Raw genomic sequence first — 22514 nt, forward strand, 5'->3', positions numbered from 1 at the left:
TGGGCGGCTACTGGAATGCCACTTCGGCAAAGCTGCGCAGCTTGCGGCTGTGCAGGCGATCGATGCCTTGTTCGCGCAGGCTTTCGAGCGCGTGGATGCCGATGCGCAGGTGCTGGTCCACGCGTTCGCGGTAGAACTGGTTGGCCATGCCGGGCAGCTTGATCTCGCCGTGCAGGGGCTTGTCGCTGATGCACAGCAAGGTGCCGTAGGGCACGCGGAAGCGAAAGCCGTTGGCGGCGATCGTCGCCGACTCCATGTCCAGCGCGATGGCGCGGCTCTGGCTGAAGCGGCGCTCCGGGTTGCTGGCCATGCCGTGCGTGGGCAGCAGCTCCCAGTTGCGGTTGTCGGTGCTGGCGACGGTGCCGGTGCGCAGCACGCGCTTGAGCGCGTGGCCGGAGAGCTGGGTGGTTTCCTGCACCGCAGTCTCGAGCGCGATCTGCACCTCTGCCAGGGCTGGAATCGGCACCCACAGCGGCAACTCCTCGTCGAGCACGTGGTCCTCGCGCACATAGCCGTGGGCGAGCACGTAGTCGCCCAGTTGCTGGGTGTTGCGCAGGCCGGCGCAGTGGCCAAGCATGATCCAGACATGGGGGCGCAGCACCGCGATGTGGTCGGTGATGGTCTTGGCGTTGGCCGGGCCGACACCGATGTTGACCATGGTGATGCCGCCGCGATCGGCGCGCACGAGATGGTAGGCCGGCATCTGCGGCAGGTGTGGCGGTGCGCTGCCGAGCGCATCACCGTCCTGCGGCGCCAGGTTGGCGCGACGGGTGATGACGTTGCCGGGCTCGATGAAGGCCTCGTAGCCGTGGCCGGTGTTGGTGTCGGCCATCAGCTCGTGACCGAGCTTGATGAATTCGTCGATGTAGAACTGATAGTTGGTGAACAGGATGAAATTCTGGAAGTGCTCGGGCAGGGTGCCGGTGTAGTGGCGCAGGCGGTGCAGGGAATAGTCCACCCGTGGCGCGGTAAACAGCGCGAGCGGCTGCGGCTGGCCGGGGCCGGGTTCGAAGGTGCCGTTGGCGATGCCGTCATCCATGGCACCGAGATCGGGCAGGTCGAAGCGGTCACGCAGCAGCAGGCGACGTTCGGGGCCAAGCTGGCCTTCCAGGTGGTCGTTCTCGGCGAGGGCGAAATGCACCGGGATGGGCTGGGTGCTGGTGCTGACTTCGAGCGCGACCTGATGGTTGTGCAGCAGCAGCTGAAACTGTTCGAGGTAGTAATCAGCGAACAAGTCGGGGCGCGTGAGCGTTGTTTCGAACACCCCGGGGCCAGCGACGAAGCCGTAGGACAGGCCGGAGCCGGAGCCGACGCGCGCCACGGTTTCGGTGCGTATGCGTACCAGTGGATAACAGGCGCGCACGTGACGGCCTATGTCCTCGCCTGACACGTAGCGTTGCAGCGCATCGCGCAGGTGGGCGACGCCGGCACTGTGGATCTCGCGCACGCGCGCCAGCGCAGCGGTGGCGTCGTCGAAGCGGGCGGGGGCGAAGAAGGGCGCGGTAAGCGGAGTGGCGGGCATGGCGTGGGGACTGAAGGGTCGCTGGGATGAGAGGGGCGCGGCTGGCGCAATCGTGGGGACGGCTATGTGCTTGCTGCGGTGGGCGCAGTCATTCAACGCAGCCCCTGCAGGCTGTCGGGCAGACTCAATTTGCCCGAGTCCGAAAAGCGCACCCCGCCCAGCACACCGCCGGCGAGCCGGCCGCGCACGGTGTAGGGCACGCTGGCGCTGGGTTTGCCATCGAGCACGCCCAAGGCCTGGCGCACCACGGCGATCGCGGACACCGTCACCGGAACGCTCATCACCGCTTCGCCGAAGCGCGCCACGCTGCCGCGCTGGTCGCTGACGCCGGTGGCGAAAGGCGCGTCATTGAGCTCGAGTTCGAGCGCGATACCGTCGAAGTCGATCGCGGTGTCGTTGGGATTCTGCACCCGCAGCTTGACCGCGAAGCGCATCTCCATGCCCTGGCCGGGCAGGGGATCGAGGCCGACGACGTTGATGCGCACCGGTTCGCGCTGGCTCAGGCTGGCGCAGCCGGCGAGCGCGAAGGCGCATAGCAACAACGCCCACAGCCGCAATGGCTGCGAAAGATTTACAAGGCGGGCGGTGTGCATGGATGAGACTCCGTTGAGCGCGGGCGATGCGCGCATTCTAACCGCCCCCCGGTGTGCTGCCTTCAGCGTGGGGTTTCGAGCTGCAGGCGCCCGCGCGCCATGGCCTGCTCAAGCTTCATCGCCGCCACGAAAGGGCTGACGCGCGCTGCGGCGTCGGGCACCAGCAATGTCAGCTCATCGCGCATGCGCGTGCTGGCGACGTAGAAGCGGTTGCTCTCTTCGGTGCGATCGCAGCCGGCGAGCGGGAAACGGCCCTCTTCCAGAAAGGGCAGGATGACCGCGCCGAACTCCTGGCCCTTGGCGGCTTCCACGGTGCACAGCAGCACGGTCTTGCGCTTGCGCAACTCGGCGAGCTTCTCTTCTGCTTCACGCAGCCACTGCGCAAACTCGCGCAAGGGCTTGCCCAGGCGACGCGCGCTGTCGACGAAGCCGGCGATCGAGCGCACCACCACTTCAGCATTGGCGGGGTCGATGAAGATGCGCTGCGCGACCTGCTTCAGATCGAGCGTTTTCACTGCACGCTCGAGCGCCAGGTGTGCGGGCTCGTCGGCGGGTGCGTCACGCAGGATCTCGAGCGCCCTGGCCAGGCGCAGGCGTGCGTACTGCTGCGCGGGCGTCTCCGCCACGGTGTGGGCGGCGCGGTGTTGCTGCGTCAGCAGCAGCCTGACCTCGGCCTCACGCCCCTCGCGGCGCAGGCGGCTGGCCAGGCTCAGCAGTCGATGCGCGGCCTCCTCCTCCTCGTCTGCGGAGAGCGCGGCGGCGGCCTGGTCGGCCAGGGTCTGGGCCTTGAGCAGGCGACCGTGGAGGAAGGCATCGAAGAGCTCGGGCTGGGTGGCGGCGATCTTCAGGTCCTCGACACGGCTCGTTGCCCACGACAGCTCCTGCCACAGCTCGAGCGCCTGCAGGACCTGCAGGCGTTTGCCCGCACCCGGGATCGATTCGTAATCCTCCAGCGCAAAGGCGATCACGCCGCGCAGCATGAGCACCTCGGGACGCAGGAAGTAAGGCTCCAGGCCTTCGACGCGACAGCCGATGCCGGCTTCGAGCAAGGCGTTCTCGATTGCGATCGACTCGTCCGCCGAGCGCAGGATGATGGCGCAGTCGTCCAGCCGCCGCCCGCGCCGCTGCCAGTCGAGCACGCGTGCGAGGGTGCGCTGGGCGGCGTCGGCGTCGTCGACATAGCGCTCGACCGCGATCTGCGCCGCGTGGTCGCGGCCCGACACCACGGCCTTGGCCTTGAAGGCGGCGGTGGCCAGCGCCATCGCCGGGCCGTGGCGGAAGGTCATGGTCAGCGTCAGGCGCTTGACGTTGCGCCAGCCGGCACCGAAGTGGCTGCGGATGAAGCTCACGTCCGCACCCGCCCAGCGGTGGATGACCTGGTCGAAGTCACCCGCGCCCGTGAAGAAGGCCTGGCCTTGGGCCAGCAGCTGTTCCAGGCAGGCGTAGCTGGCGGGGTTCATGTCCTGCAGCTCGTCGACGATCACGACGCGGTATTTCGGCAGCGCGGGCGGCGGCCCTTCCCCAGCGCCGAGCAGACAGGCCAGATCGTAGGTGGCGTCGAAACCGCTGCGCCAGCTGCAGCCGTCTCCATCGCCATCACGCTCTTTCTCGAGCTGACGGTAGAGGGCGAAAGCGCCTTCCGGGATGTCGAGCGCGTCGGCGCGCTCGGCGATGGTTTCGTCCTCTTCCAGGGTCGGGCGCACGAGCTGGGTCTTCAACTGGCGCGCGAGCTTCAGGAAGTCGGCGATCTGCGCGTTGTGTTCGGGCAGCCACAGTTCGCGTGGTGTGGCGCGCAGCGCGTTGAGTCGCTGCAGCTCGGCGACGGCAGCGCGAACGTGCGGCGCCACCGCCTCGAAGGAGTCGAGAAAGGGTGTGTCGCCGCCCTCGATGTCGCGCAGGCTGTCACGGGCGAATTCGTCGAAGGTGGTGCAGCGCACACGGCGCGCGAGGCGAGCTTCCAAGCCGATTTCGATTAATCGGCGCTGCAGCACGCGCGCGGCCTCGGCAGAAAATGTCAGCACCACGATATGTTCGGGCGCCACCCCACGCGTGATCGATTCGGCGATGCGCAGCGCCAGGGTCGTGGTCTTGGCCGCGCCTGCGTTCGCCATCGCGATCACGTGGCGGGCGTTGTTGGTCTGGATCTCGGTCTGCTCGTCGGTCGGGATGAAGCCCTTGGGCTGGAAGCGGGGGCTGGCGCGCGCAGAGTCGGGAGTGGGCAGGGAGGAGCTGCGGATCATGACGGGAGGTCTTGGCGGGCGGCGATGAGGGAGCGGAAACGGAGGTGCCGGATGCGCGCAAGCATAGTCGAATGCGCGCCCCGCGCCGAATTGCGCGCGACCGGGTTCAGCCAGCGCACCCTCCCCGGCACGAGGCGGGTGGACGATAATCACGCATGCGCCGCCAAACTCCCGACCGCCCCGTCTCGCCCCGCCCGCTGTCCGCGCTGCGCGGGCTGAGCCCCTTCTTGCGGCCTTATCGGGCGCGCATCGCGCTCGCCTTCGTGCTGCTGTGTCTGGCCTCGGCGACCATTCTGGTGGTGCCGCTGGCGTTTCGTGATCTGCTCGATGCCGGCTTTGGGGGCGAAGCCGCGGTCAGCGGCGGCTTGTTCGGCGCAGACAATCTGGATGCCCGTTTCGTCGGCCTGTTTGCGCTGGCGGCGCTGTGGGCGCTGACGGTGGCGGCGCGCTACTACACCGTGTCGTGGATCGGCGAGCGCGTGACCGCGGACTTGCGCAGCGCGGTGTATGCACGCGTGCTCGGGCAGTCGCCGCAGTTCTTCGAGACCTTGCAGACCGGTGAGGTGCTGTCGCGCCTGACTGGCGACACCACGCTCATCCAGACCGTGGTCGGCAGCTCGGTGTCCATGGGTCTGCGCAGCCTGTTTCAGTTCGTGGGTGGGATGGTGATGCTGGCGGTCACCAGCGTGCAGCTGTTCGGCCTCATCTTCGGCCTGATGGCGCTGCTGGCCCTGCCCATCGTCGCCATCGGCCGGCGTGTGCGCAAGCTGTCGCGGGAATCTCAGGACCGCATTGCCGACGCCTCGGCGCTGGCGGGCGAGATCCTCAACGCGATGCCGACGGTGCAGGCCTTTACGCAGGAGCACAACGAGGCGCGCCGCTTTGCCGCGCGCAGCGAGACCAGCTTCGTGGCGGCGGTGCGCCGCACCAAGGTGCGTGCCTTGCTCACCGGGCTGATCATCGCTGCGGTGATGGGGACCATCATCTTCGTGCTGTGGATCGGTGCGCAGCAGGTGCAGGCCGGTGTGCTCAGCGTGGGTGAGCTCGGCGCCTTCGTGCTCTATGCGGCGCTGGTCGCGGGCGGGGCGGGCACGCTGGCCGAGGTGTGGGGCGACGTGATGCGCGCGGGCGGCGCCACCGAGCGCCTGCTCGAGCTGCTGCACGCCGAATCCGCCATCCGCGAGGCCGCCATTCCGCAGCGGCCGCAGTGGGGTGAGCAAGTGAGCATCCGTTTCGAGCATGTCGGCTTTTCCTATCCGGCGCGGCCGACGGTGCGCGCGCTCGACGACATCTGCCTCGACATCGCCCCCGGCGAGCGCGTGGCGCTGGTGGGGCCGTCGGGGGCGGGCAAGACCAGCCTGTTGCAGCTGCTGCTGCGTTATTACGAGGCGTCGTCCGGCTGCATCCGCTTCAACGGCCAGGACATTCGTGCCCTGACGCTGCATGAGCTGCGCGCCGCCATCGCCATCGTGCCGCAGGAACCGGTCATCTTCTCCGCCAGCGCGCTGGAGAACATTCGTTACGGTCGCCCATCGGCAAGCGATGCGGAAGTGCTCGCCGCCGCGCAGGCCGCCGCCGCCGACGAGTTCATCGCCCGTCTGCCCGAGGGCTATGCAAGCTTTCTCGGCGAGCGCGGCACACGGCTCTCGGGCGGCCAGCGCCAGCGCATCGCGATCGCGCGCGCGATCCTGAAGGGGGCGCAGGTGCTCCTGCTCGACGAGGCGACCAGTGCGCTCGACGCCGAGTCCGAAGTTCTGGTACAGCAGGGGCTGGCCGCGGCGATGCAGGGGCGCACCACCCTGATCATCGCGCACCGGCTGGCGACCGTGCAGCAGGTGGATCGCATCGTGGTGCTGGAAGAGGGGCGCATCGTCGAGACCGGCACGCCCGCCGATCTTCGCCGTCAGGGGGGGCTGTACGCACGGCTGGCGGCGCTGCAGCTTGATCTGTGACTTAACGCACGGCGCACCGCATACGCGCTTGCCATGAGCGCCGGCGCACGAAATGATGTGCGCTTTGCCGTTCGCGTCGCTGTTCATCCCATGCACACCCTGACCTCTCTCATCACCGAACCCGGGCTGGCCACTGCGCTGTTTTCGAATGCGCGCGAAGGCGTCGTGGTCACCGATGTCGAGGGCCGCATCATCGAGGTCAACCCGGCTTTCACGCGCATCACCGGTTATACCCGCGATGAGGTGCTCGGGCGTACCCCGCGCCTGCTGAGCTCGGGCCGCCATCCGCCTGACTTCTATGAGGCCATGTGGCACAGCCTGCGGAGCAGTGGCCACTGGAGTGGCGAGGTGTGGAACCGGCGCAAGGACAATGAGCTGTTTGCCGAGTTGCTCACCATCAGCGCGGTACGCGACGAAGAAGGACGGCTGCAGCACTACCTCGGGCTGTTCTCGGACATCACCTTGCAGACCGAGCACAAGCGCCAGCTTGAGCATATCGCCCACTATGATGTGCTCACCGCCCTGCCCAATCGCGTGCTGTTCGCCGATCGCTTGCAGCAGGCGATGCTGCGCGCCAACCGCAGCGGCATGCCGCTTGCGGTGGCCTATATCGATCTGGACAGCTTCAAGACCATCAATGACAACCACGGCCACGACGCCGGCGACCAGTTGCTGACTGCGGTCGCGGCGCGCATGCGCAAGGTGTTGCGCGACAGTGACACCCTCGCACGCCTGGGGGGAGACGAGTTTGTAGCCGTGCTGTGCGATCTGCCGGACCAGGCCAGCAGCCGGCCGCTGGTGCAGCGCCTGCTGGCGACGATCGCCGAGCCGGTGGTGGTGGGTGGCCAGACCTTGCAGGTCTCGGGCAGCCTGGGGGTGACGCTGTTTCCCCAGCGCACCGAGATCGAGGCTGATCAATTGCTGCGTCAGGCTGATCAGGCCATGTACCAGGCCAAGCTCGCCGGCAAGAATCGCTACCACCTGTTCGATGCCGAGCACGATGATGATCTGCGCAGCCAGCACGAAAGTCTCGAGCGCATCCGTCTCGGGCTTGATCGGGATGAGTTCGTGCTGCACTACCAGCCCAAGGTCAACATGCGCAGCGGCGAGGTGATCGGCGCCGAGGCGCTGATCCGCTGGCAACACCCCGAGCTCGGACTGCTCGCGCCCGATCGCTTTCTGCCTGTGCTCGAGCATCACCCCCTGGGTGCTGCGCTGGGCGAATGGGTGATCGATGCGGCGCTGGCGCAGATGGCGTGCTGGCAGGAGCTCGGCGTGCGTGTGCCGGTCAGCGTCAATATCGCCGCCAACCACCTGCAGCGCGCCGATTTTGCACGTCGCCTGGAGATTCTGCTTGCGCTCCATCCCGAGGTCGCTCCGTCCATGCTGCAGCTCGAAGTGCTCGAGAGCAGCGCGCTTGAGGACATGAGCCACGTCGCCCGGGTGATGAACACCTGCGTGCGGCTGGGCGTGGGTTTTGCGCTCGACGATTTCGGTACCGGTTATTCCTCGCTCACCTACCTCAAGCGATTGCCGGCCGAGACCTTGAAGATAGACCGCAGCTTCGTGCATGACATGCTGCACGATGCGGACGACCTTGCCATTCTCGATGGCGTGCTGGGGCTGGCGCGGGCCTTTCGTCGTGAAGCCGTTGCCGAGGGTGTCGAGACCGTGGCCCATGGCGAACTCCTGCTGCGCCTGGGTTGCGAGTGTGCGCAGGGCTTTGGCATCGCACGGCCGATGCCGCCCGAGCAGTTGCCGGCGTGGATGAGCTGCTGGAGGCCCCCTGAGCGCTGGACACAGCAGCGTCGCCTGGGCCTGGAGGCCAGGCCCTTGCTCTATGCAAGCGTCGAGCATCGCGGCTGGATCCTTGCCATCGATGCGCACCTGGATGGTGTGCGCGATGAGCCGCCGGCGCTGGACCCGCACCAGTGCGGCTTCGGGCGTTGGCTGGATGGCGCGATCGCCGAGCACCGCGATGGCGGCGACGCGCCTTTGCGGGCGCTCGACCTGCTGCACCAGGAGGTGCATGTGCTGGCCACTGAACTTCTCGCGCTGCACGCTGCGGGGCGACATGAGGCGGCACGCAGCAGTCAGCTTAGACTGCACTTCCTGCGTGACCGTACCATCGAGGCGATCGAGTCCTTTCTGCCGGCGTTCTGAGCGCCTCCCGCGCCGCTGCCGTGACCGGCGCCTCAGGCGGTGGCGACGCGGCGTTCGATGGCGGCTTCGCGAATCGGCAGATTGAGCACCGCGGCCAGCAAGGCCAGCACGATGTCGGCGTACCACATCCAGCGGAAGTCACCGAACTCCACGACCGCCAGTCCGCCCAGCCAGGCGCCGAGAAAGCCGCCGATCTGGTGGGACAGCAGGGTCAGGCCGAACAGGGTGCCAAGGTAGCGCACGCCGAACAGCTTGCCGACCAGGGCCGCCGTGGGCGGCACCGTGCCCAGCCAGGTGAAGCCCAGGCCGGCGGCGAAGACATAGAAGGTCCATTCCGAGGGCGGCGCCAGCAGGTAAGCGGCGACGAGCACTGCGCGCGAGCCGTACATGGCCGCCAGCACGTGCTTGCTGCGGTAGCGTGATACACAGGCGCCGGCATACAGGCTGCCGAAGATGTTCGCCAGGCCGATGATCGCCAGCGACCAACTGGCGACGGTTGGTGGCAAGCCGCACAGCTCCACCTCACCCGGCAGATGGGTGGCGAGAAAGGCGATATGGAAGCCGCAGGCGAAGAAGCCCGCGTGCAGCAGCAGATAGCTGCGGTCCCCGAGCGCGTCGCGCACGGCGCGCAGCACGCCGTGGTCGGTGTCGGTGTGCGCAATCGGTGGCGTTGAGCTCTGCGTGAGCTTGCCGATCAGCGGCAGGGCGGCGAGCGCGGCGATGGCCATCGCCCCCATCGCGCCCATCCAGCCGATGCTCTGGATGAGTTTTTGCAGGATGGGGGCGAACAGGAACTGGCCGAAGGAGCCGCCGGCGTTGATCACGCCCGACGCCGTGCCGCGCGCCTCCACCGGCATGCGCTGGGCGGCGGCACCGATCAGCACCGAGAAGCTCGCCGCGCCCGAGCCCATCGCCGACACCAGGCCGATGGTCAGCACCAGCCCTGGCCCTGAGCTCATGAAAGGGGTCAGCGCGCTGCCCAGCGCCAGCAGCACGAGCGCGCCGATCAGCACCGGACGCGGCCCGTGGCGGTCGGCGATGGCGCCGGCCACCGGCTGGATCGCCCCCCACACGAACTGGGCGACCGCCAGCGCCAGGCTGATGGTGGCGATGCCCAGGCCGGTGCTGGTGTTGAGCGGGCTGACGAACAGGCCCATCGACTGACGGATGCCCATCGTCACCAGCAGGATGCTGGCCGCGGCGAGGGTGGTGACGAGAACGTCCGGGCTGCGAAGTGAACGGAACATGGCGTGCGGCAGGGGTCGATTGAGAGGCAGGGGGTGAGGCGTGAGCCGCGCGCACTATAAGGTCAAACAAGAACAGGGCGAAGCTCACCTTGCCGGGCGCAGGCCATGTTGCGCTCGGCCGCTCAGCGCTGGCGCCGGGGACGGAACTGGCGGCTGTCGGCGTAATAGTCGGCGGACTCATTGGCGGGAGTGAGGCCGGGGATGCCGAGCAGAGGCAGCGGAGAGAAAGCGCGCGTACTGAGGCGGTGGCGAAGTGTGTTCAGTTCCTGAGCCAGCCAGGCGTCGGTGTCGGCCAGGCGGGCGGGTTCATCCAGGGTGTGCCAGTCGGGCGCGACCACGCGATACAAGGCCTTGGCACACAGACCAAAGAAGGGCGCACGCAACTGATCCCAGCTGCCATGGCCGAAGATGAGGAAGCGGGTGCTGTGCTGCAGGGTCTGGCGGCGGCGCCAGAACACCTCCTCCCATTCGTGTGCCGCCAGCAGCGCGGGAATCTCGGGCGCGCTGGAGACGACGACGATGCCGCATTCGTCGAACTGGGTGAGGGCGTCACGGACCGGGCCGCGGCCGCCCAGCCCGGCCGCGCTGCGGGCGTGGATCTCCTCGACATGCAGGCGGTTGCAGCACGCCTTGCTGCGCGGCCAGGCACACCAGGCGAGGGCGTTGAAGGCGTCGTGCCAGTCATGGCTGCGCGTGGGCACTTCGCCGCTGGCGAAGATGTGGGCTTCGTAGCTGGTGATGGCAGGGTCGGGCGCGCTGAAACGGATCGGTGCGCCGCCGCCGCTGCAAGTGGCGGGCGCGACTTCAGCGCGCAGCGTGTTGAGGGCGGCGAGCGCGGGCGGGCCGGCATCCGTGAAACGTGTCAGCCAGGCTGCGATCGATGCAAAGAGCGGCTTGCCGACCAGGGCTGCGGGACTGTCGGTGGTCGCGTGCAGTGGTGTGAGGGTGTGCATCATTTGCAATGGGTTGCGAGGCCTCAGGGGGGCGCGTGCTGCGTTACGTCTCTGTGTCCACGGCGACTTCGGGCTCAGAAGCGCGAGCCTGGCTGGCGCAGGAAGTCTGCCTCTGCGGCCGTGGTTTCGCGCCCGAGCGCCGCGTTGCGGTGAGGGAAGCGGCCAAAGCGTTCGATGATCTCGAGGTGGCGGCGGGCGTAATCCAGGAAGCCGTCGAAAGCCGGGCGCAATTCGCTGCTCACACTGGCTGCGAGGGCGTCGAACAGGCGCACCGCGTGTTGCTGGTCGGCGAGGTTTTCGGAGTGCTCGAGCGGCAGGTAGAGGAACACGCGCTCGATCGGTCGTGCGCGCGTGTCCAACCCGAGCACCAGCGCCTCCTTGGCCCAGCGCAGGGCGAGCACGTCGAAGGCGAAGGCGGCGGCCTGCTCACGCCAGATGTTGCGTGGGAACTGGTCGGTGAGCAGGATCAGCGCCAGTCGGCCGCGCAGCTCGCCCAGCCAGCTGTCGAGTTCGCCGGTGGCGGCGCGCTCCACCAATGGGGCGAAGCGCTTGCGGATCTCTGTGTCCACCGCCGGCTGTTTCTGCCACCACAGCGCGGATTGACTCGCGATCACTTCGGCGTCCTGAGGGCTGGTACCGAACCAGAAGGCGTGAAGGGTGTCGGGCGTATCCATGCTGGGCTCCGGTGCAGGGCGTGAGTGCTGCCAGCATAAACCAGCGCGCCGCTGTGGTCCGCGATGCTTGCACGAGGCGCTGCGCAGGGACCGGCGTGCTGCACCGGTCCTTGCGCAGGCGGCAGGGTGCCGAGTTCCGCGTGCCTCAGGCGGCGCGTGCGCCGAGGCTGAGCGGGAGATCGGCCTGCAGGCGGTTTACCCCGCTGATGATGGCGCGGATGGAGGCGGTGACGATGTTGCCGTCGATGCCCACGCCGTAGCGGTCGCCGCTGCTCCCGGAGTGCGACATCAGCTCCAGAAAGGCGCAGGCCTGAGCGTTGCCGCCCTCCGCACTGGCGCTGATCGAGCGCTCTTCAAAGCTGCGCACCTGGACGTCGATGCCGGCGCCGCGCAAGGCATGCACCGCGGCGTCGATGGGGCCGTTGCCCTCGCCCACGAGCAGGTGGCGGGTGCCGGCAATTTCGACCACGAGGCGGATGCCCTGCGCTTCGCCACGTTCGAACAAGTGATGTTCGACGTAGCGCACCGGTGCGATGGTGTCGAGATAAGTGGTGCTGAAGAGCTGCCAGATGTCCGCCGCGCTCATCTCGCCGCCCGAGCTGTCGGTCACCTGCTGCACCTCGCGTGAGAATTCCACCTGCAGACGGCGCGGCATGGCGATGCCGTATTCGGTCTCGAGCAGATAGGCGATGCCGCCCTTGCCGGACTGGCTGTTGACGCGGATCACCGAGTCGTAGCTGCGGCCGAGATCGGCGGGGTCGATCGGGAGATAGGGTACGTTCCACGGACGGGTTTCCCCGCTGCCAGCCTTTTGAGCGGCAAATCCCTTCTTGATGGCGTCCTGGTGGGAGCCGGAGAAGGCCGTGAACACGAGATCCCCCACATAGGGGTGGCGTGGGTGGATGGGCAACTGGTTGCAGTGCTCGACGGTGCGGGCGACGGCGTTGATGTCGGAGAAGTCGAGGCCGGGCGATACGCCCTGGGTGTACATGTTGAGCGCGAGGGTGACGATGTCCACGTTGCCGGTGCGCTCGCCGTTGCCGAACAGGCAGCCTTCGACACGGTCGGCGCCCGCCATCATGCCGAGCTCGGCGGCGGCCACGCCGGTGCCGCGGTCGTTGTGCGGGTGCAGGCTGAGCACGACGCTGTCGCGGCGGGCGAGATTGCGGTGCATCCACTCCACCTGGTCGGCATAGACGTTGGGTGTGGACACTTCCACCGTGGCGGGGAGGTTGAGGATGACCTTGTTGTCCGGCGTCGCGCCCCATGCTGCGGTGACCGCGTCGCAGACTTCCTTGGCAAAGTCGAGTTCAGTGGCGGAGAAGGTCTCAGGGCTGTATTCGAGTGCGATCTCGGTACCGCAGTCCGCTTTCATCTCGGCGGCGATGTGCTTGATGAGGCGCACTGCCGACACCGCGAGCGCGACCACCTGGGCCTTGTCCATGTTGAACACCACTTCGCGGAAGGTGGGCGAGGTGGCGTTGTACACGTGGATGATGGCGCGGCGCGCACCCCGCACCGATTCCATGGTGCGGCGGATGAGGTCTTCGCGGGCCTGGGTGAGGACCTGGATGGTGACGTCCTGCGGCACGTGTCCACCCGTGACCAGGGTGCGCACGAAGTCGAAGTCGGTCTGCGAGGCGGACGGGAAGCCGACCTCGATTTCCTTGAAGCCGATGTCGCACACGCTGCGGAACATGCGCATCTTGCGCTCGACGTTCATGGGTTCGAACAGCGCCTGGTTGCCGTCGCGCAGGTCGGTGCTCATCCAGATCGGCGCCTTGTCGATGAGCTTGCCCGGCCACTGGCGGTCGGTGAGCATGACGGCGGGAAAGGGACGGTACTTGGTGGCGGGCTGGGGCAACATCATGGCGCGGTCCTCGTGGGCAGGGCGTGATTCGATGGGAAGAAGTTTACGCGCACTGCTGAGACAGACGATTGCGTTGTTGCACTGCGATCGCCTGCTTTTCAGCAACATCATTCACTTTGGTATTGTTTGATGCAAGAATTCACCGATTCATCCAAACAAGGGGGGTGATCATGCAACTCGACCGCTATGACCGCCAGATTCTCGAGGTGCTGCAGCAAGACGGGCGCATCAGCAACCAGGATCTTGCCGACCGCATCAGCCTGTCGCCTTCGTCCTGCCTGCGGCGTCTGCGCGCGCTGGAGGAGTCCGGCCTCATCCGCGGCTACCGTGCCCTGCTCGACGCCAGAAAGCTGGGCCTGTCGCTGATGGCGCTGATCCACATCTCGATGGATCGCCACACGCCCGAGCGCTTCACGCACTTCGAGGGCGAGGTGGAAAAGATTCCCCAGGTGCTGGAATGCCTGCTCATCACCGGCCAGGACGCCGACTATCAGCTCAAGGTGGTGGTCGCCGACATGGACGGCTATCAGGAGCTGCTGCTCAATCGCATCACCCGCATTCCGGGTGTCACCGGGGTGCACTCGAGCTTCGTGCTCAGACGGGTGATAGACAAGACCGCGCTGCCGGTGCCCGGGCTTTGAGAGTGAGTGTCCGGGCCCATCTCCTTGTCAGCTGGCCGAGCATGCTCGGCGGTGCCTTATGCCGTGTGCAAAAGCGCGAGGAGGGTGGGTGAAATCGCGGCCTGCGCGCACATGCTGCGGTGGCGGCTGGATAAATATATTTGTACGCAGGTTTTTACCGCGTTATGGTCTCCCTGAGGTTCCTGATACCTCGTCCATAGGAGGAGAGCATGAAAAAATTCACTGCACTGGCAGCCAGCCTGTCCCTGATCGGCGCCTTGGGCGCCGCCCCCGCGCACGCGCAGCAGCAGTTCGTCACCATCGGCACCGGGGGTGTCACTGGCGTCTACTACGCTGCAGGCGGTGCGATCTGCCGCCTGATGAACAAGGACAGGGCCGAACATGGCATCCGCTGCTCGGTCGAGAGCACTGGCGGCTCGGTCTATAACGTGAACACGATCAAGGCCGAAGAGCTCGACTTTGGCGTTGTGCAATCGGACGTGCAGTACAACGCGGTGAAGGGGGCGGCGCAATTCAAGGAGGTCGGTCCCTTTGGCGACTTGCGCGCGGTGTTCGCCCTGCATGCCGAACCGCTGACCGTCCTTGCGCGCAAGGACGCGAGCGTGACGCGGATGGAGGACTTCAAGGGCAAGCGCTTCAACGTCGGCAACCCCGGCTCGGGCCAGCGCGCCACGGTGGAGATGTTGTTGCCGGCGCTGGGCATGAGCATGGCGGACTTCTCGCTGGCCTCCGAACTCAAGCCTGACGAACACGGCGCGGCGCTGTGCGACAACAAGATCGACGGCTTCGCCTACGTCGTCGGCCACCCGGCAGCGAACATCCAGGACCCGACCACCACCTGCGGCGCGAAGCTGGTTGCGGTGACCGGTGAGGGGGTGGACAAGCTGGTGGCGCAGTATCCCTACTTCGCCAGCGTTTCGGTGCCGGGGGGGCTGTACGCCAACAACCCCGAGCCCACCCCGACCTTCGGCGTGGTCGCCAGCTTCGTCACTTCGGTGAAGGTGGCCGACGACAAGGTGTACACGCTGGTGAAAGCGGTGTTCGACAATTTCGAGGACTTCAAGAAGCTGCATCCCGCGTTCGCCGGGCTCGAGCCCAAGGAAATGATCCGCGGCGGCCTGTCTGCGCCGCTGCATGAGGGTGCGCTGAAGTACTACAAGGAAAAGGGCTGGATGTAAGCTGGCTGTCCGCCCGCGATCCGGCGCATGGGTGCCCGCCACCGATTGCGGTTGGCGGCGCCCATGTGATCAGGATCGAGCCACACGACACCAGCCAGCAACACTCTACGGGGAGCTGTGATGAAATTTGAAACCATCCTCTACGACTTGCGTGAAGGCATTGCCGAAATCCGGCTCAACCGTCCTCAGCGTCTGAATGCCGTCACCCAGCAACTTTATGATGAGTTGAACGTGGCGCTGTCCTGCGCCGAAGCCGAGCGTGAGGCCCGTGTGGTGCTGATCTCGGGCGAGGGGCGGGCGTTTTGTGTCGGCGCTGACCTTAAAGAACACAAGGCCGGGCGTTCGGCCTTCGACCGCCGCCAGTACCTGAAGGGCGAGCAGGACGTGTGTCAGCGCCTCCTGCACCTGAAGAAACCGGTGATCGCTGCGGTCAATGGCTTTGCGCTGGGTGCGGGGGCGGAGATCGCGATTGCGGCGGATTTCGTGCTGATGGCCGAGAGCGCGCAGATCGGTCTGCCCGAGGTCTCGATTGGAAACTTCCTCGGCGGCGGCGTGACCTGGTTGCTGCCACGACTGGTGGGCCTGGCCAAGGCGCGTGAGCTCGCTTTCCTGGGTGAGCGCATCAAGGGCGAGGAGGCGGTGCGTATCGGCTTGGCGAATCGCGTGTTTGCGGACGAGAACTTCCTCGAATCGGCACGCGAATTTGCGCGCAAGCTGGCGAGCAAGGCGCCGTTTTCGATGGAGCTGGCCAAGCAGCAGCTCAACCTGTCGGCCGAGCGCACGCTCGATGCCTGTCTCACTGCCGAACTCGAGGGCATGATGTTCGTGGGCACGACCCGCGACTGGCAGGAGGGCGTGGACGCCTTTGCCGAGAAGCGCACGCCAATCTTCAAGGGGGAATGACATGACCGGGAGCAGCATCACCGCCCCAGCGCGCAGCCGCTTGCATGACTTTCTGGCGCCGGATTCGATCGCCATCATCGGCGCCTCGGCCGACCCCACCAAGCGCGGCTACAAGGCCATGGTGGGCCTGATCAAGGGCAATTACCGCGGCAAGGTCTATCCGATCAACCCCAAGGTGCCCGAGATCCTCGGCGTGCCCACCTATGCCTCGCTCGACGACATTCCCGGGCCGGTGGACCTGGCCCTGGTGTGCACGCCGGCATCCACCCTCACCGCCTTGATGGCGGACTGCGGGCGCAAGGGCGTGAAGGGCGCGGTCATCCTCGCCAGTGGCTTTCGCGAGACCGGCCCCGAAGGCGCGCAGCTCGAGAGCCAGGTGATGGCGGCCGCGCGCGCGGGCGGCGTGCGCATCATCGGTCCCAACACCTCGGGCATGTTCAACCTGCACAAGAACGTGAACCTGCTCGATCTGCGCAACATCAAGGCCGGCGACATCGGCTTCATCTCGCAGTCGGGCAACATGTTGCTGGCGCTCGTGCTCGAAGCCGAGAACAACGGCCATGTCGGCTTTTCCACCTACGTCGGGCCGGGCAACCAGACCGATATCGGCTTCAACGACTACCTGCGCTACCTGGGCGAGGAAGAGAACACTCGCGTCGCCACGCTCTACGTCGAAGGCTTCCGCGATGGCCAGCGCTTCTTGCAGGCCGCGCGCGAGATCACGCCGGTGAAGCCGGTGGTGGTGTACAAGTCGGGCGCCACCGAGCTGGGCAAGAAAGCGGCGAGCTCGCACACCGGTGCGCTCGCGGGCAGCTACGAGATGACGGTGGACCTGCTCAAGCAGGTCGGGGTCAGTGTGGTGCGCCACTCCGACCAGATCCTGCCGGTGGCCGAGGGCCTGGCGCTGATGCAGAAGGCGCGCGGGCGCCGGGTTGCGGTCATCGCCGACGGTGGCGGCCAGGCCACCATCACCTCCGACCGCCTGTCCGACGCCGGGCTGGAGGTGGCCGAGTTGTCCGAGCCCACGCGCAAGCGCCTGGCCGCGATCTTGCTGCCGCAGGCCTCGCTGGCCAACCCGGTGGACGTGGCGGGCACCTCTGACGCCGACCCCGAAGTGCTCGCGCGCTGCATGGAAATCGTCGCCGAGGACGACAATGTCGACGCGGTGTTCCTGGTCGGCATGTTCGGCGGCTATCACACGCGCTTTGCCGAATCCCTGCTCGGCGGTGAAATGCGCGCGGCGGAGGCGATGATCGAGCTCCGCCGGCGCTGCGGCAAGCCGCTGGTGGTGTACAGCCTGTATGCGCCCATCAAGCCGCCACCGCTGCGCCGCCTGCATGAAGCCGGACTGCCGGTGTATGCGTCCATCGAACACGCGGTGAAGGTGTTGCAGGCGCTGGCCGAGCGTGGCCTCTACCTGCAGCGCCAGCATGGTCAGCCGCTGCAGCAGAGCGTGGCGCCGCGTGAGGACATGCTGGCGATGTTTGCGCGCGCCCAGACCGAGGGCCGCGATCTGTTCGAGTTCGAGGCCAAGAACCTGCTGCGTGCGCATGACGTGGCGGTGGCCGAGGAGCGCGTGGTACAGACCGCCGATGAACTGGCGGAAGTGGCGGCGTATTTTGGCGAGCAGGCGCTGGCCATGAAAGTGGTGTCGAAAGACATCCTGCACAAGTCCGACGCTGGCGGGGTGAAGCTCAACCTCAAGGGCGAAACTGCCTTGCGTGCGGCTTTCGAGCACATCCTGAGCAACTGTCGCAGTTATGACGCCAATGCCGATATCCGCGGCGTGCTGGTGGCGCCGATGGCGAAAAAGGGCATCGAAGTCATCGTCGGCGTGGTGCGCGATCCGATCTTCGGCCCGGTGCTGATGTTTGGCCTGGGCGGCATCTTTGTCGAAATCCTCGAAGACGTCGCGTTTCGTGCCATCCCCTTGTCGCGTTTCGATGCCGAGGCCATGGTCGAGCAGCTCAAGGGGCGCAAGATCCTCGCCGGCGTGCGCGGCGAGGCGGCGGCGGACAAGCCGGCGCTGGTCGATCTGCTGCTCAAGGTGTCGAGCATCGTCAGCGCCTATCCGCAACTGTCCGAACTCGATCTGAACCCGGTGATCGCGTACCCCGACGGACTCGCCGTCGTCGATGCGCGCATCATCATCAATCGCGCCATGATGAGCGCTTAGGAGAGCCAACGATGAATCTGCCCCAGCTCAGTGATGCCCTGCTCGTGCTCGACCAGCGCGTCGCCACCCTGACCTTCAATCGTGACGACTTGCGTAACGCCCTCACCGGCTCGGCGTTGATCGACGACATCTGCACCGTGGCGGACTGGGTCAATCACTGCGATGAGGTCTCGGTGCTGGTGATGACCGGCGCCGGCTCGGCTTTTTCGTCCGGCGGCAACGTCAAGGACATGGCCGAGCGCGGTGGCGACTTTGCCGGCGACGTGGCCGAGGTCGCCACCCGCTACCGGCGCGGCATCCAGCGCATTCCGCTGGCGCTGCAGGCGGTGGAGGTGCCTGTCATTGCCGCGGTCAATGGGCCGGCGATCGGTGCCGGCTTCGATCTGGCCAACATGGCCGATATCCGCATCGCGTCGACGAAGGCGAAGTTCGGCGAGACCTTCCTCAATCTGGGCATCATCCCCGGCGATGGCGGCGCCTGGTTCATGCAGCGCCTGATCGGTTACCAGCAGGCTTTCGAGCTCACGCTGTCGGGGCGCATTGTGGACGCGACCGAGGCCAGGACCCTGGGCATCGTGCTCGAGGTGGTCGAGCCCGATCAGCTGCTGGCGCGCGCGCAAGCGTTGGCGGCGCGCTTTGCCGCGCAGCCGCCCAAGGCCCTGCGCCTGACCAAGCGCCTGATGAAGATCGCGCAGCGCACCGAGCTGAAGGATTTCCTCGACTTGTGCGCGGCCTTTCAGGGCATGTGCCACAACGAGCCCGAGCACCTCGAGGCGGTCAATCGCATGCTCGCCGCACAGAAGCGTTGAGGCTGCATAAGTTACTGTTTAAAATGTGAAATTTCGTGAAACAAGGGGGCGGAAGCTGGTTCTTGGAGCGCTGAGCGCGTACAATGCCGCCCCTTGTTAACCTTTTGCTGCACGGAGCGCTCCATGCTCTACCCCACCCGTTTCGATGTCATCGTGGTCGGCGGCGGTCACGCCGGGACCGAGGCTGCGCTGGCCGCGGCGCGCATGGGTGCGCACACGCTGCTGCTGACGCACAACATCGAGACCCTCGGTGCGATGAGCTGCAATCCGTCCATCGGCGGCATCGGCAAGGGTCATCTGGTGAAGGAAGTGGACGCGCTCGGTGGCGCGATGGCGGCGGCCACCGACGAAGCCGGCATCCAGTTCCGCATCCTCAACGCCTCCAAGGGGCCGGCGGTTCGGGCCACGCGCGCCCAGGCTGACCGCGTGCTGTACAAGGCGGCAATCCGCAAGCGCCTGGAAAATCAGCCCAATCTGTGGCTGTTCCAGCAAGGGGTGGATGATCTCACCGTGGTGGGCGATCGCGTCACCGGCGTCGTCACCCAGATCGGGGTGCGCTTCGAGGCGCCCACGGTGGTGCTGACCGCGGGCACTTTTCTCAATGGCCTGGTGCATGTGGGCATGCAGAACCACCCCGCGGGGCGTGCGGGCGATGCGCCGGCGATCTCGCTCGCGGCGCGCTTGAAGGAGCTCAAGCTGCCGCAAGGCCGGCTCAAGACCGGCACGCCGCCGCGGCTCGATGCGCGCACGATCGATTTCTCGGTGATGACGGTGCAGCCGGGTGACGATCCGGTGCCGGTGTTCAGCTTCCTCGGCCGGCGCGCCCAGCATCCGCGCCAGCTGCCGTGCTGGATGACCAGCACCAATGAGCGCACGCACGACGTGATTCGCGCCAACCTCGACCGTTCGCCGATGTACGCCGGTGTGATCGCGGGTGTGGGTCCGCGCTACTGCCCGTCGATCGAGGACAAGATCCACCGCTTTGCCGACAAGGACAGCCACAACATCTTTCTTGAGCCTGAAGGTCTGGAGACGCACGAGATTTACCCGAACGGGATTTCAACCTCCCTGCCCTTCGACGTTCAGCTGCAGGTGGTGCGCAGCATGCGGGGTCTGGAGAATGCGCACATCATGCGCCCCGGCTATGCCATCGAGTACGACTACTTCGACCCGCGCAATCTCAAGTCCAGCCTGGAAACCAAGTCGATCGCGGGGCTCTTCTTTGCCGGCCAGATCAACGGCACCACCGGCTACGAGGAGGCGGCGGCACAAGGTCTTCTGGCCGGCGCCAACGCCGCGCTGCAGGTGCAGGGGCGTGCGCCCTGGTGCCCGCGCCGCGACGAGGCCTATCTGGGCGTGCTGGTGGACGACCTGATCACGCGTGGCGTGTCCGAGCCCTACCGCATGTTCACCTCGCGTGCGGAGTATCGCTTGTCGCTGCGCGAGGACAACGCCGATCTGCGCCTGACCGGGAAGGGGCGCGAGCTGGGTCTGGTCGACGATGAGCGTTGGGCCGCTTTCAGCGCCAAGCGCGAGGCGATCGAGCGTGGCAGTGCGCAGCTGAAGGCGATCTGGGCGCGGCCGCAGGCGATTCCGCAACAGGATCAGGAGCGCGTGCTGGGCAAGGCCCTGGAGCGCGAGCAGCGCTACTTCGAGCTCTTGCGCCGGCCGCAGACGAGCTATGCGACGCTGATGAGCCTGCCGGGGGCGCCGTCAGAGCATGAGACCGATCCCCAGGTCATCGAGCAGATCGAGATTGCCGCCAAGTATCAGGGCTACATCGATCGCCAGCAGGATGAGGTCCTCAGGCAGGCGCAGGCCGAAGCCACCCGTCTGCCTGAAGGGCTGGACTATCTCGAGGTGCGCGGTCTGTCGCGGGAGGTGCAGCAAAAACTCAATCTGCACAAGCCCGAGACCATTGGCCAGGCCAGCCGCATCCAGGGCATGACCCCGGCGGCGATGTCCTTGCTGCTGGTGTGGCTCAAGCGTCGTGACCTGGTGGCGCAAGCCGACAAGGACCTGGGCACGGCGCGCAGGCCGGCGGCATGAGCGGGCGTCTACAGCCCTGCGCCGGGCAACTCGTCGAGGGTATTGCGCAGCTTGGTCTCGCCCTGCCCGCTGAAACGGTCGAGCGCCTGCTGGCCTTCGGCGAGCTGCTGCTGAAGTGGAACAAGGTCTACAACCTGACCGCGATCCGCTCGCCGCAGGAAGTGATCACCCACCACCTGCTCGATTCGCTCGCGGTGCTGCCGCGCCTGGAAGCGGTGGTGCGTGTTGCCGACATCGGCTCCGGCGGTGGCTTGCCGGGCATCGTGTTGGCGATCGTGCGCCCCGGGCTGATCGTGAGCTCGATCGAAACCGTGGGCAAGAAGGCGAGCTTTCAGCAGCAGGCCAAGATCGAGCTCGGGCTGGGCAATTTCAGCGTCTTCAACAAGCGCGTAGAGCAGGTGGAGGCGGACGCCCTGCCCGCCGGTGCGGCCGATGGGGTGATTTCGCGCGCGTTCTCGAGTCTGGCGGATTTCGTCAGGCTCTCCGCCCACCTCCTTGCCGAGGACGGTGCGCTGTACGCGATGAAGGGCGTGCAGCCCGTCGATGAGCTTGCCGCCCTGCCTGCGGGCTGGCGCGTGGCCGAGACCCATGCGCTGCAAGTGCCCGGGCTGGATGCCGAGCGTCATCTGCTCGTCATTCGTCGTGCCTGAAAGCGCAGGCGCGCGCGGGCAATCCGGGCTGCCTGTCTGCTGCAGTGCCGCATTGAACTACACTTCGGACTTCGCACCTCGGGTGCAGTCCCTGTAAATGGAATAGCCTGAATCGACCATGGCCAAGATTTTCTGCGTTGCCAATCAGAAAGGCGGGGTGGGCAAGACCACCACCTGCGTCAACCTCGCTGCGGCCTTGCAGCAGGCCGGCCAGCGCACCTTGCTGATCGACCTCGACCCGCAAGGCAATGCCACCATGGGCAGCGGTATCGACAAGCGCGCTCTGAAAAGCTCGGTCTATCACCTCCTCGTCGGGCTCACTGCGCTCGCAGGCGTGCGCGTCACCTCGCCCACTGGGGGTTATGACGTGCTGCCTGCCAACCGCGATCTGGCCGGGGCCGAGGTCGAGCTGGTCAATCTGGAGCAGCGCGAGAAGCGCTTGCGCAATGCGCTCGCGGCCTTCATGGACGACTACGACTTCATCCTCATCGACTGCCCGCCCTCGCTGTCGATGCTGACGCTCAATGGCCTGTGCTGTGCCACCGGCGTCATCATCCCGATGCAGTGCGAGTACTACGCGCTCGAAGGCCTGTCCGATCTGGTGAACACGATCAAGAAGGTGCATGCCAATCTCAATCAGGATCTCAAGATCATCGGTCTGTTGCGGGTGATGTTCGACCCGCGCGTGACCTTGCAGCAGCAGGTCTCGGCTCAGCTCGAGAGCCACTTCGGCGACAAGGTGTTCCGCGCCATCGTGCCGCGCAATGTTCGCCTGGCCGAAGCGCCCAGTCATGGCATGCCAGGCGTGATCTTCGACAAATCTTCCAAGGGCGCGCAGGCCTATATGGCGTTTGCGCAGGAAATGATCGAACGCGCCAAACTCTTCTGAATTCC

General features: G+C 66.5%; 17 protein-coding genes. 10 read left to right on the forward strand and 7 right to left on the reverse strand.

The annotated features are described in order from the left end of the window. Positions 1–7 precede the first annotated feature (7 nt). The 3 genes from M622_RS35275 to M622_RS35285 form a co-directional block, all read right to left on the reverse strand. Positions 8–1522 carry an AMP nucleosidase gene (locus M622_RS35275; RefSeq protein WP_021250431.1) on the reverse strand — a complete coding sequence of 505 codons (1515 nt, stop codon included), beginning with the start codon at positions 1520–1522 and terminating at the stop codon, positions 8–10. A gap of 92 nt (positions 1523–1614) precedes the next feature. Then, positions 1615–2115, reverse strand: coding sequence for an LEA/WHy family protein (locus M622_RS35280; protein WP_021250432.1), 501 nt, complete (start codon positions 2113–2115; stop codon positions 1615–1617). Positions 2116–2177: 62 nt separating this feature from the next. Further along, positions 2178–4355, reverse strand: coding sequence for a UvrD-helicase domain-containing protein (locus M622_RS35285; protein ID WP_021250433.1), 2178 nt, complete (start codon positions 4353–4355; stop codon positions 2178–2180). A gap of 155 nt (positions 4356–4510) precedes the next feature. On the opposite strand from M622_RS35285, the gene M622_RS35290 reads away from it, so the two are divergent. Together M622_RS35290 and M622_RS35295 are read left to right on the forward strand one after the other, a co-directional pair. Beyond that, on the forward strand, positions 4511–6307 hold the full coding sequence (locus M622_RS35290; protein WP_021250434.1) for an ABC transporter transmembrane domain-containing protein: 1797 nt from the start codon (positions 4511–4513) through the stop codon (positions 6305–6307). 90 nt (positions 6308–6397) lie between these two features. Beyond that, positions 6398–8470 (forward strand): EAL domain-containing protein, encoded by a 2073-nt coding sequence (locus M622_RS35295; RefSeq protein WP_021250435.1) that lies wholly within the window; start codon positions 6398–6400, stop codon positions 8468–8470. A gap of 32 nt (positions 8471–8502) precedes the next feature. Here the strand turns inward: M622_RS35295 and M622_RS35300 are convergent, their stop codons facing one another. The 4 genes from M622_RS35300 to leuA form a co-directional block, all read right to left on the reverse strand. Beyond that, the gene (locus tag M622_RS35300; protein WP_021250436.1) at positions 8503–9717 is read right to left on the reverse strand and encodes an MFS transporter; all 1215 of its coding nucleotides are present in this window, start codon (positions 9715–9717) and stop codon (positions 8503–8505) included. Between the two features lie 122 nt (positions 9718–9839). After that, on the reverse strand, positions 9840–10673 hold the full coding sequence (locus M622_RS35305; protein WP_021250437.1) for a DUF3025 domain-containing protein: 834 nt from the start codon (positions 10671–10673) through the stop codon (positions 9840–9842). A gap of 71 nt (positions 10674–10744) precedes the next feature. Continuing rightward, complete coding sequence (locus M622_RS35310; RefSeq protein ID WP_021250438.1) at positions 10745–11344, reverse strand: DUF924 family protein; 600 nt, start codon at positions 11342–11344, stop codon at positions 10745–10747. Positions 11345–11489: 145 nt separating this feature from the next. Next, positions 11490–13214 carry a 2-isopropylmalate synthase gene (leuA, locus tag M622_RS35315; RefSeq protein ID WP_031347392.1) on the reverse strand — a complete coding sequence of 575 codons (1725 nt, stop codon included), beginning with the start codon at positions 13212–13214 and terminating at the stop codon, positions 11490–11492. 170 nt (positions 13215–13384) lie between these two features. Between leuA and M622_RS35320 the strand changes: the two genes are divergently transcribed. The 8 genes from M622_RS35320 (at position 13385) to M622_RS35355 (ending at position 22509) form a co-directional block, all read left to right on the forward strand. Next, positions 13385–13855 (forward strand): Lrp/AsnC family transcriptional regulator, encoded by a 471-nt coding sequence (locus tag M622_RS35320; RefSeq protein WP_031347393.1) that lies wholly within the window; start codon positions 13385–13387, stop codon positions 13853–13855. Positions 13856–14064: 209 nt separating this feature from the next. After that, on the forward strand, positions 14065–15033 hold the full coding sequence (locus M622_RS35325; protein ID WP_021250441.1) for a TAXI family TRAP transporter solute-binding subunit: 969 nt from the start codon (positions 14065–14067) through the stop codon (positions 15031–15033). A 120-nt stretch (positions 15034–15153) separates the two neighbouring features. Continuing rightward, positions 15154–15936 carry an enoyl-CoA hydratase/isomerase family protein gene (locus M622_RS35330; protein WP_021250442.1) on the forward strand — a complete coding sequence of 261 codons (783 nt, stop codon included), beginning with the start codon at positions 15154–15156 and terminating at the stop codon, positions 15934–15936. Between the two features lies 1 nt (position 15937). Then, on the forward strand, positions 15938–18112 hold the full coding sequence (locus M622_RS35335) for an acetate--CoA ligase family protein (RefSeq protein ID WP_021250443.1): 2175 nt from the start codon (positions 15938–15940) through the stop codon (positions 18110–18112). 11 nt (positions 18113–18123) lie between these two features. After that, positions 18124–18921, forward strand: coding sequence for an enoyl-CoA hydratase-related protein (locus M622_RS35340; protein WP_021250444.1), 798 nt, complete (start codon positions 18124–18126; stop codon positions 18919–18921). Positions 18922–19044: 123 nt separating this feature from the next. Further along, positions 19045–20970, forward strand: a complete 1926-nt coding sequence (gene mnmG, locus M622_RS35345) for a tRNA uridine-5-carboxymethylaminomethyl(34) synthesis enzyme MnmG (RefSeq protein WP_021250445.1) — start codon at positions 19045–19047, stop codon at positions 20968–20970. After that, positions 20967–21620 carry a 16S rRNA (guanine(527)-N(7))-methyltransferase RsmG gene (gene rsmG / locus M622_RS35350; protein ID WP_021250446.1) on the forward strand — a complete coding sequence of 218 codons (654 nt, stop codon included), beginning with the start codon at positions 20967–20969 and terminating at the stop codon, positions 21618–21620. The genes mnmG and rsmG overlap by 4 nt, the downstream gene beginning before the upstream one ends. 118 nt (positions 21621–21738) lie before the next feature. After that, the gene (locus M622_RS35355; RefSeq protein ID WP_021250447.1) at positions 21739–22509 is read left to right on the forward strand and encodes a ParA family protein; all 771 of its coding nucleotides are present in this window, start codon (positions 21739–21741) and stop codon (positions 22507–22509) included. Positions 22510–22514: the final 5 nt, after the last annotated feature.

It is taken from the genome of Thauera terpenica 58Eu (assembly GCF_000443165.1).
Lineage (GTDB): Bacteria > Pseudomonadota > Gammaproteobacteria > Burkholderiales > Rhodocyclaceae > Thauera > Thauera terpenica.

What these genes read in the sequence shown, in the direction of transcription:
- M622_RS35300 (WP_021250436.1), bottom strand. Translation starts at nt 9,717, where the DNA reads ATGTTCCGTTCACTTCGCAGCCCGGACGTTCTCGTCACCACCCTCGCC.
- M622_RS35295 (WP_021250435.1), top strand. Translation starts at nt 6,398, where the DNA reads ATGCACACCCTGACCTCTCTCATCACCGAACCCGGGCTGGCCACTGCG.
- M622_RS35280 (WP_021250432.1), bottom strand. Translation starts at nt 2,115, where the DNA reads ATGCACACCGCCCGCCTTGTAAATCTTTCGCAGCCATTGCGGCTGTGG.
- rsmG (WP_021250446.1), top strand. Translation starts at nt 20,967, where the DNA reads ATGAGCGGGCGTCTACAGCCCTGCGCCGGGCAACTCGTCGAGGGTATT.
- M622_RS35285 (WP_021250433.1), bottom strand. Translation starts at nt 4,355, where the DNA reads ATGATCCGCAGCTCCTCCCTGCCCACTCCCGACTCTGCGCGCGCCAGC.
- mnmG (WP_021250445.1), top strand. Translation starts at nt 19,045, where the DNA reads ATGCTCTACCCCACCCGTTTCGATGTCATCGTGGTCGGCGGCGGTCAC.
- leuA (WP_031347392.1), bottom strand. Translation starts at nt 13,214, where the DNA reads ATGATGTTGCCCCAGCCCGCCACCAAGTACCGTCCCTTTCCCGCCGTC.
- M622_RS35320 (WP_031347393.1), top strand. Translation starts at nt 13,385, where the DNA reads ATGCAACTCGACCGCTATGACCGCCAGATTCTCGAGGTGCTGCAGCAA.
- M622_RS35310 (WP_021250438.1), bottom strand. Translation starts at nt 11,344, where the DNA reads ATGGATACGCCCGACACCCTTCACGCCTTCTGGTTCGGTACCAGCCCT.
- M622_RS35335 (WP_021250443.1), top strand. Translation starts at nt 15,938, where the DNA reads ATGACCGGGAGCAGCATCACCGCCCCAGCGCGCAGCCGCTTGCATGAC.
- M622_RS35330 (WP_021250442.1), top strand. Translation starts at nt 15,154, where the DNA reads ATGAAATTTGAAACCATCCTCTACGACTTGCGTGAAGGCATTGCCGAA.
- M622_RS35325 (WP_021250441.1), top strand. Translation starts at nt 14,065, where the DNA reads ATGAAAAAATTCACTGCACTGGCAGCCAGCCTGTCCCTGATCGGCGCC.
- M622_RS35305 (WP_021250437.1), bottom strand. Translation starts at nt 10,673, where the DNA reads ATGATGCACACCCTCACACCACTGCACGCGACCACCGACAGTCCCGCA.
- M622_RS35340 (WP_021250444.1), top strand. Translation starts at nt 18,124, where the DNA reads ATGAATCTGCCCCAGCTCAGTGATGCCCTGCTCGTGCTCGACCAGCGC.
- M622_RS35275 (WP_021250431.1), bottom strand. Translation starts at nt 1,522, where the DNA reads ATGCCCGCCACTCCGCTTACCGCGCCCTTCTTCGCCCCCGCCCGCTTC.
- M622_RS35355 (WP_021250447.1), top strand. Translation starts at nt 21,739, where the DNA reads ATGGCCAAGATTTTCTGCGTTGCCAATCAGAAAGGCGGGGTGGGCAAG.
- M622_RS35290 (WP_021250434.1), top strand. Translation starts at nt 4,511, where the DNA reads ATGCGCCGCCAAACTCCCGACCGCCCCGTCTCGCCCCGCCCGCTGTCC.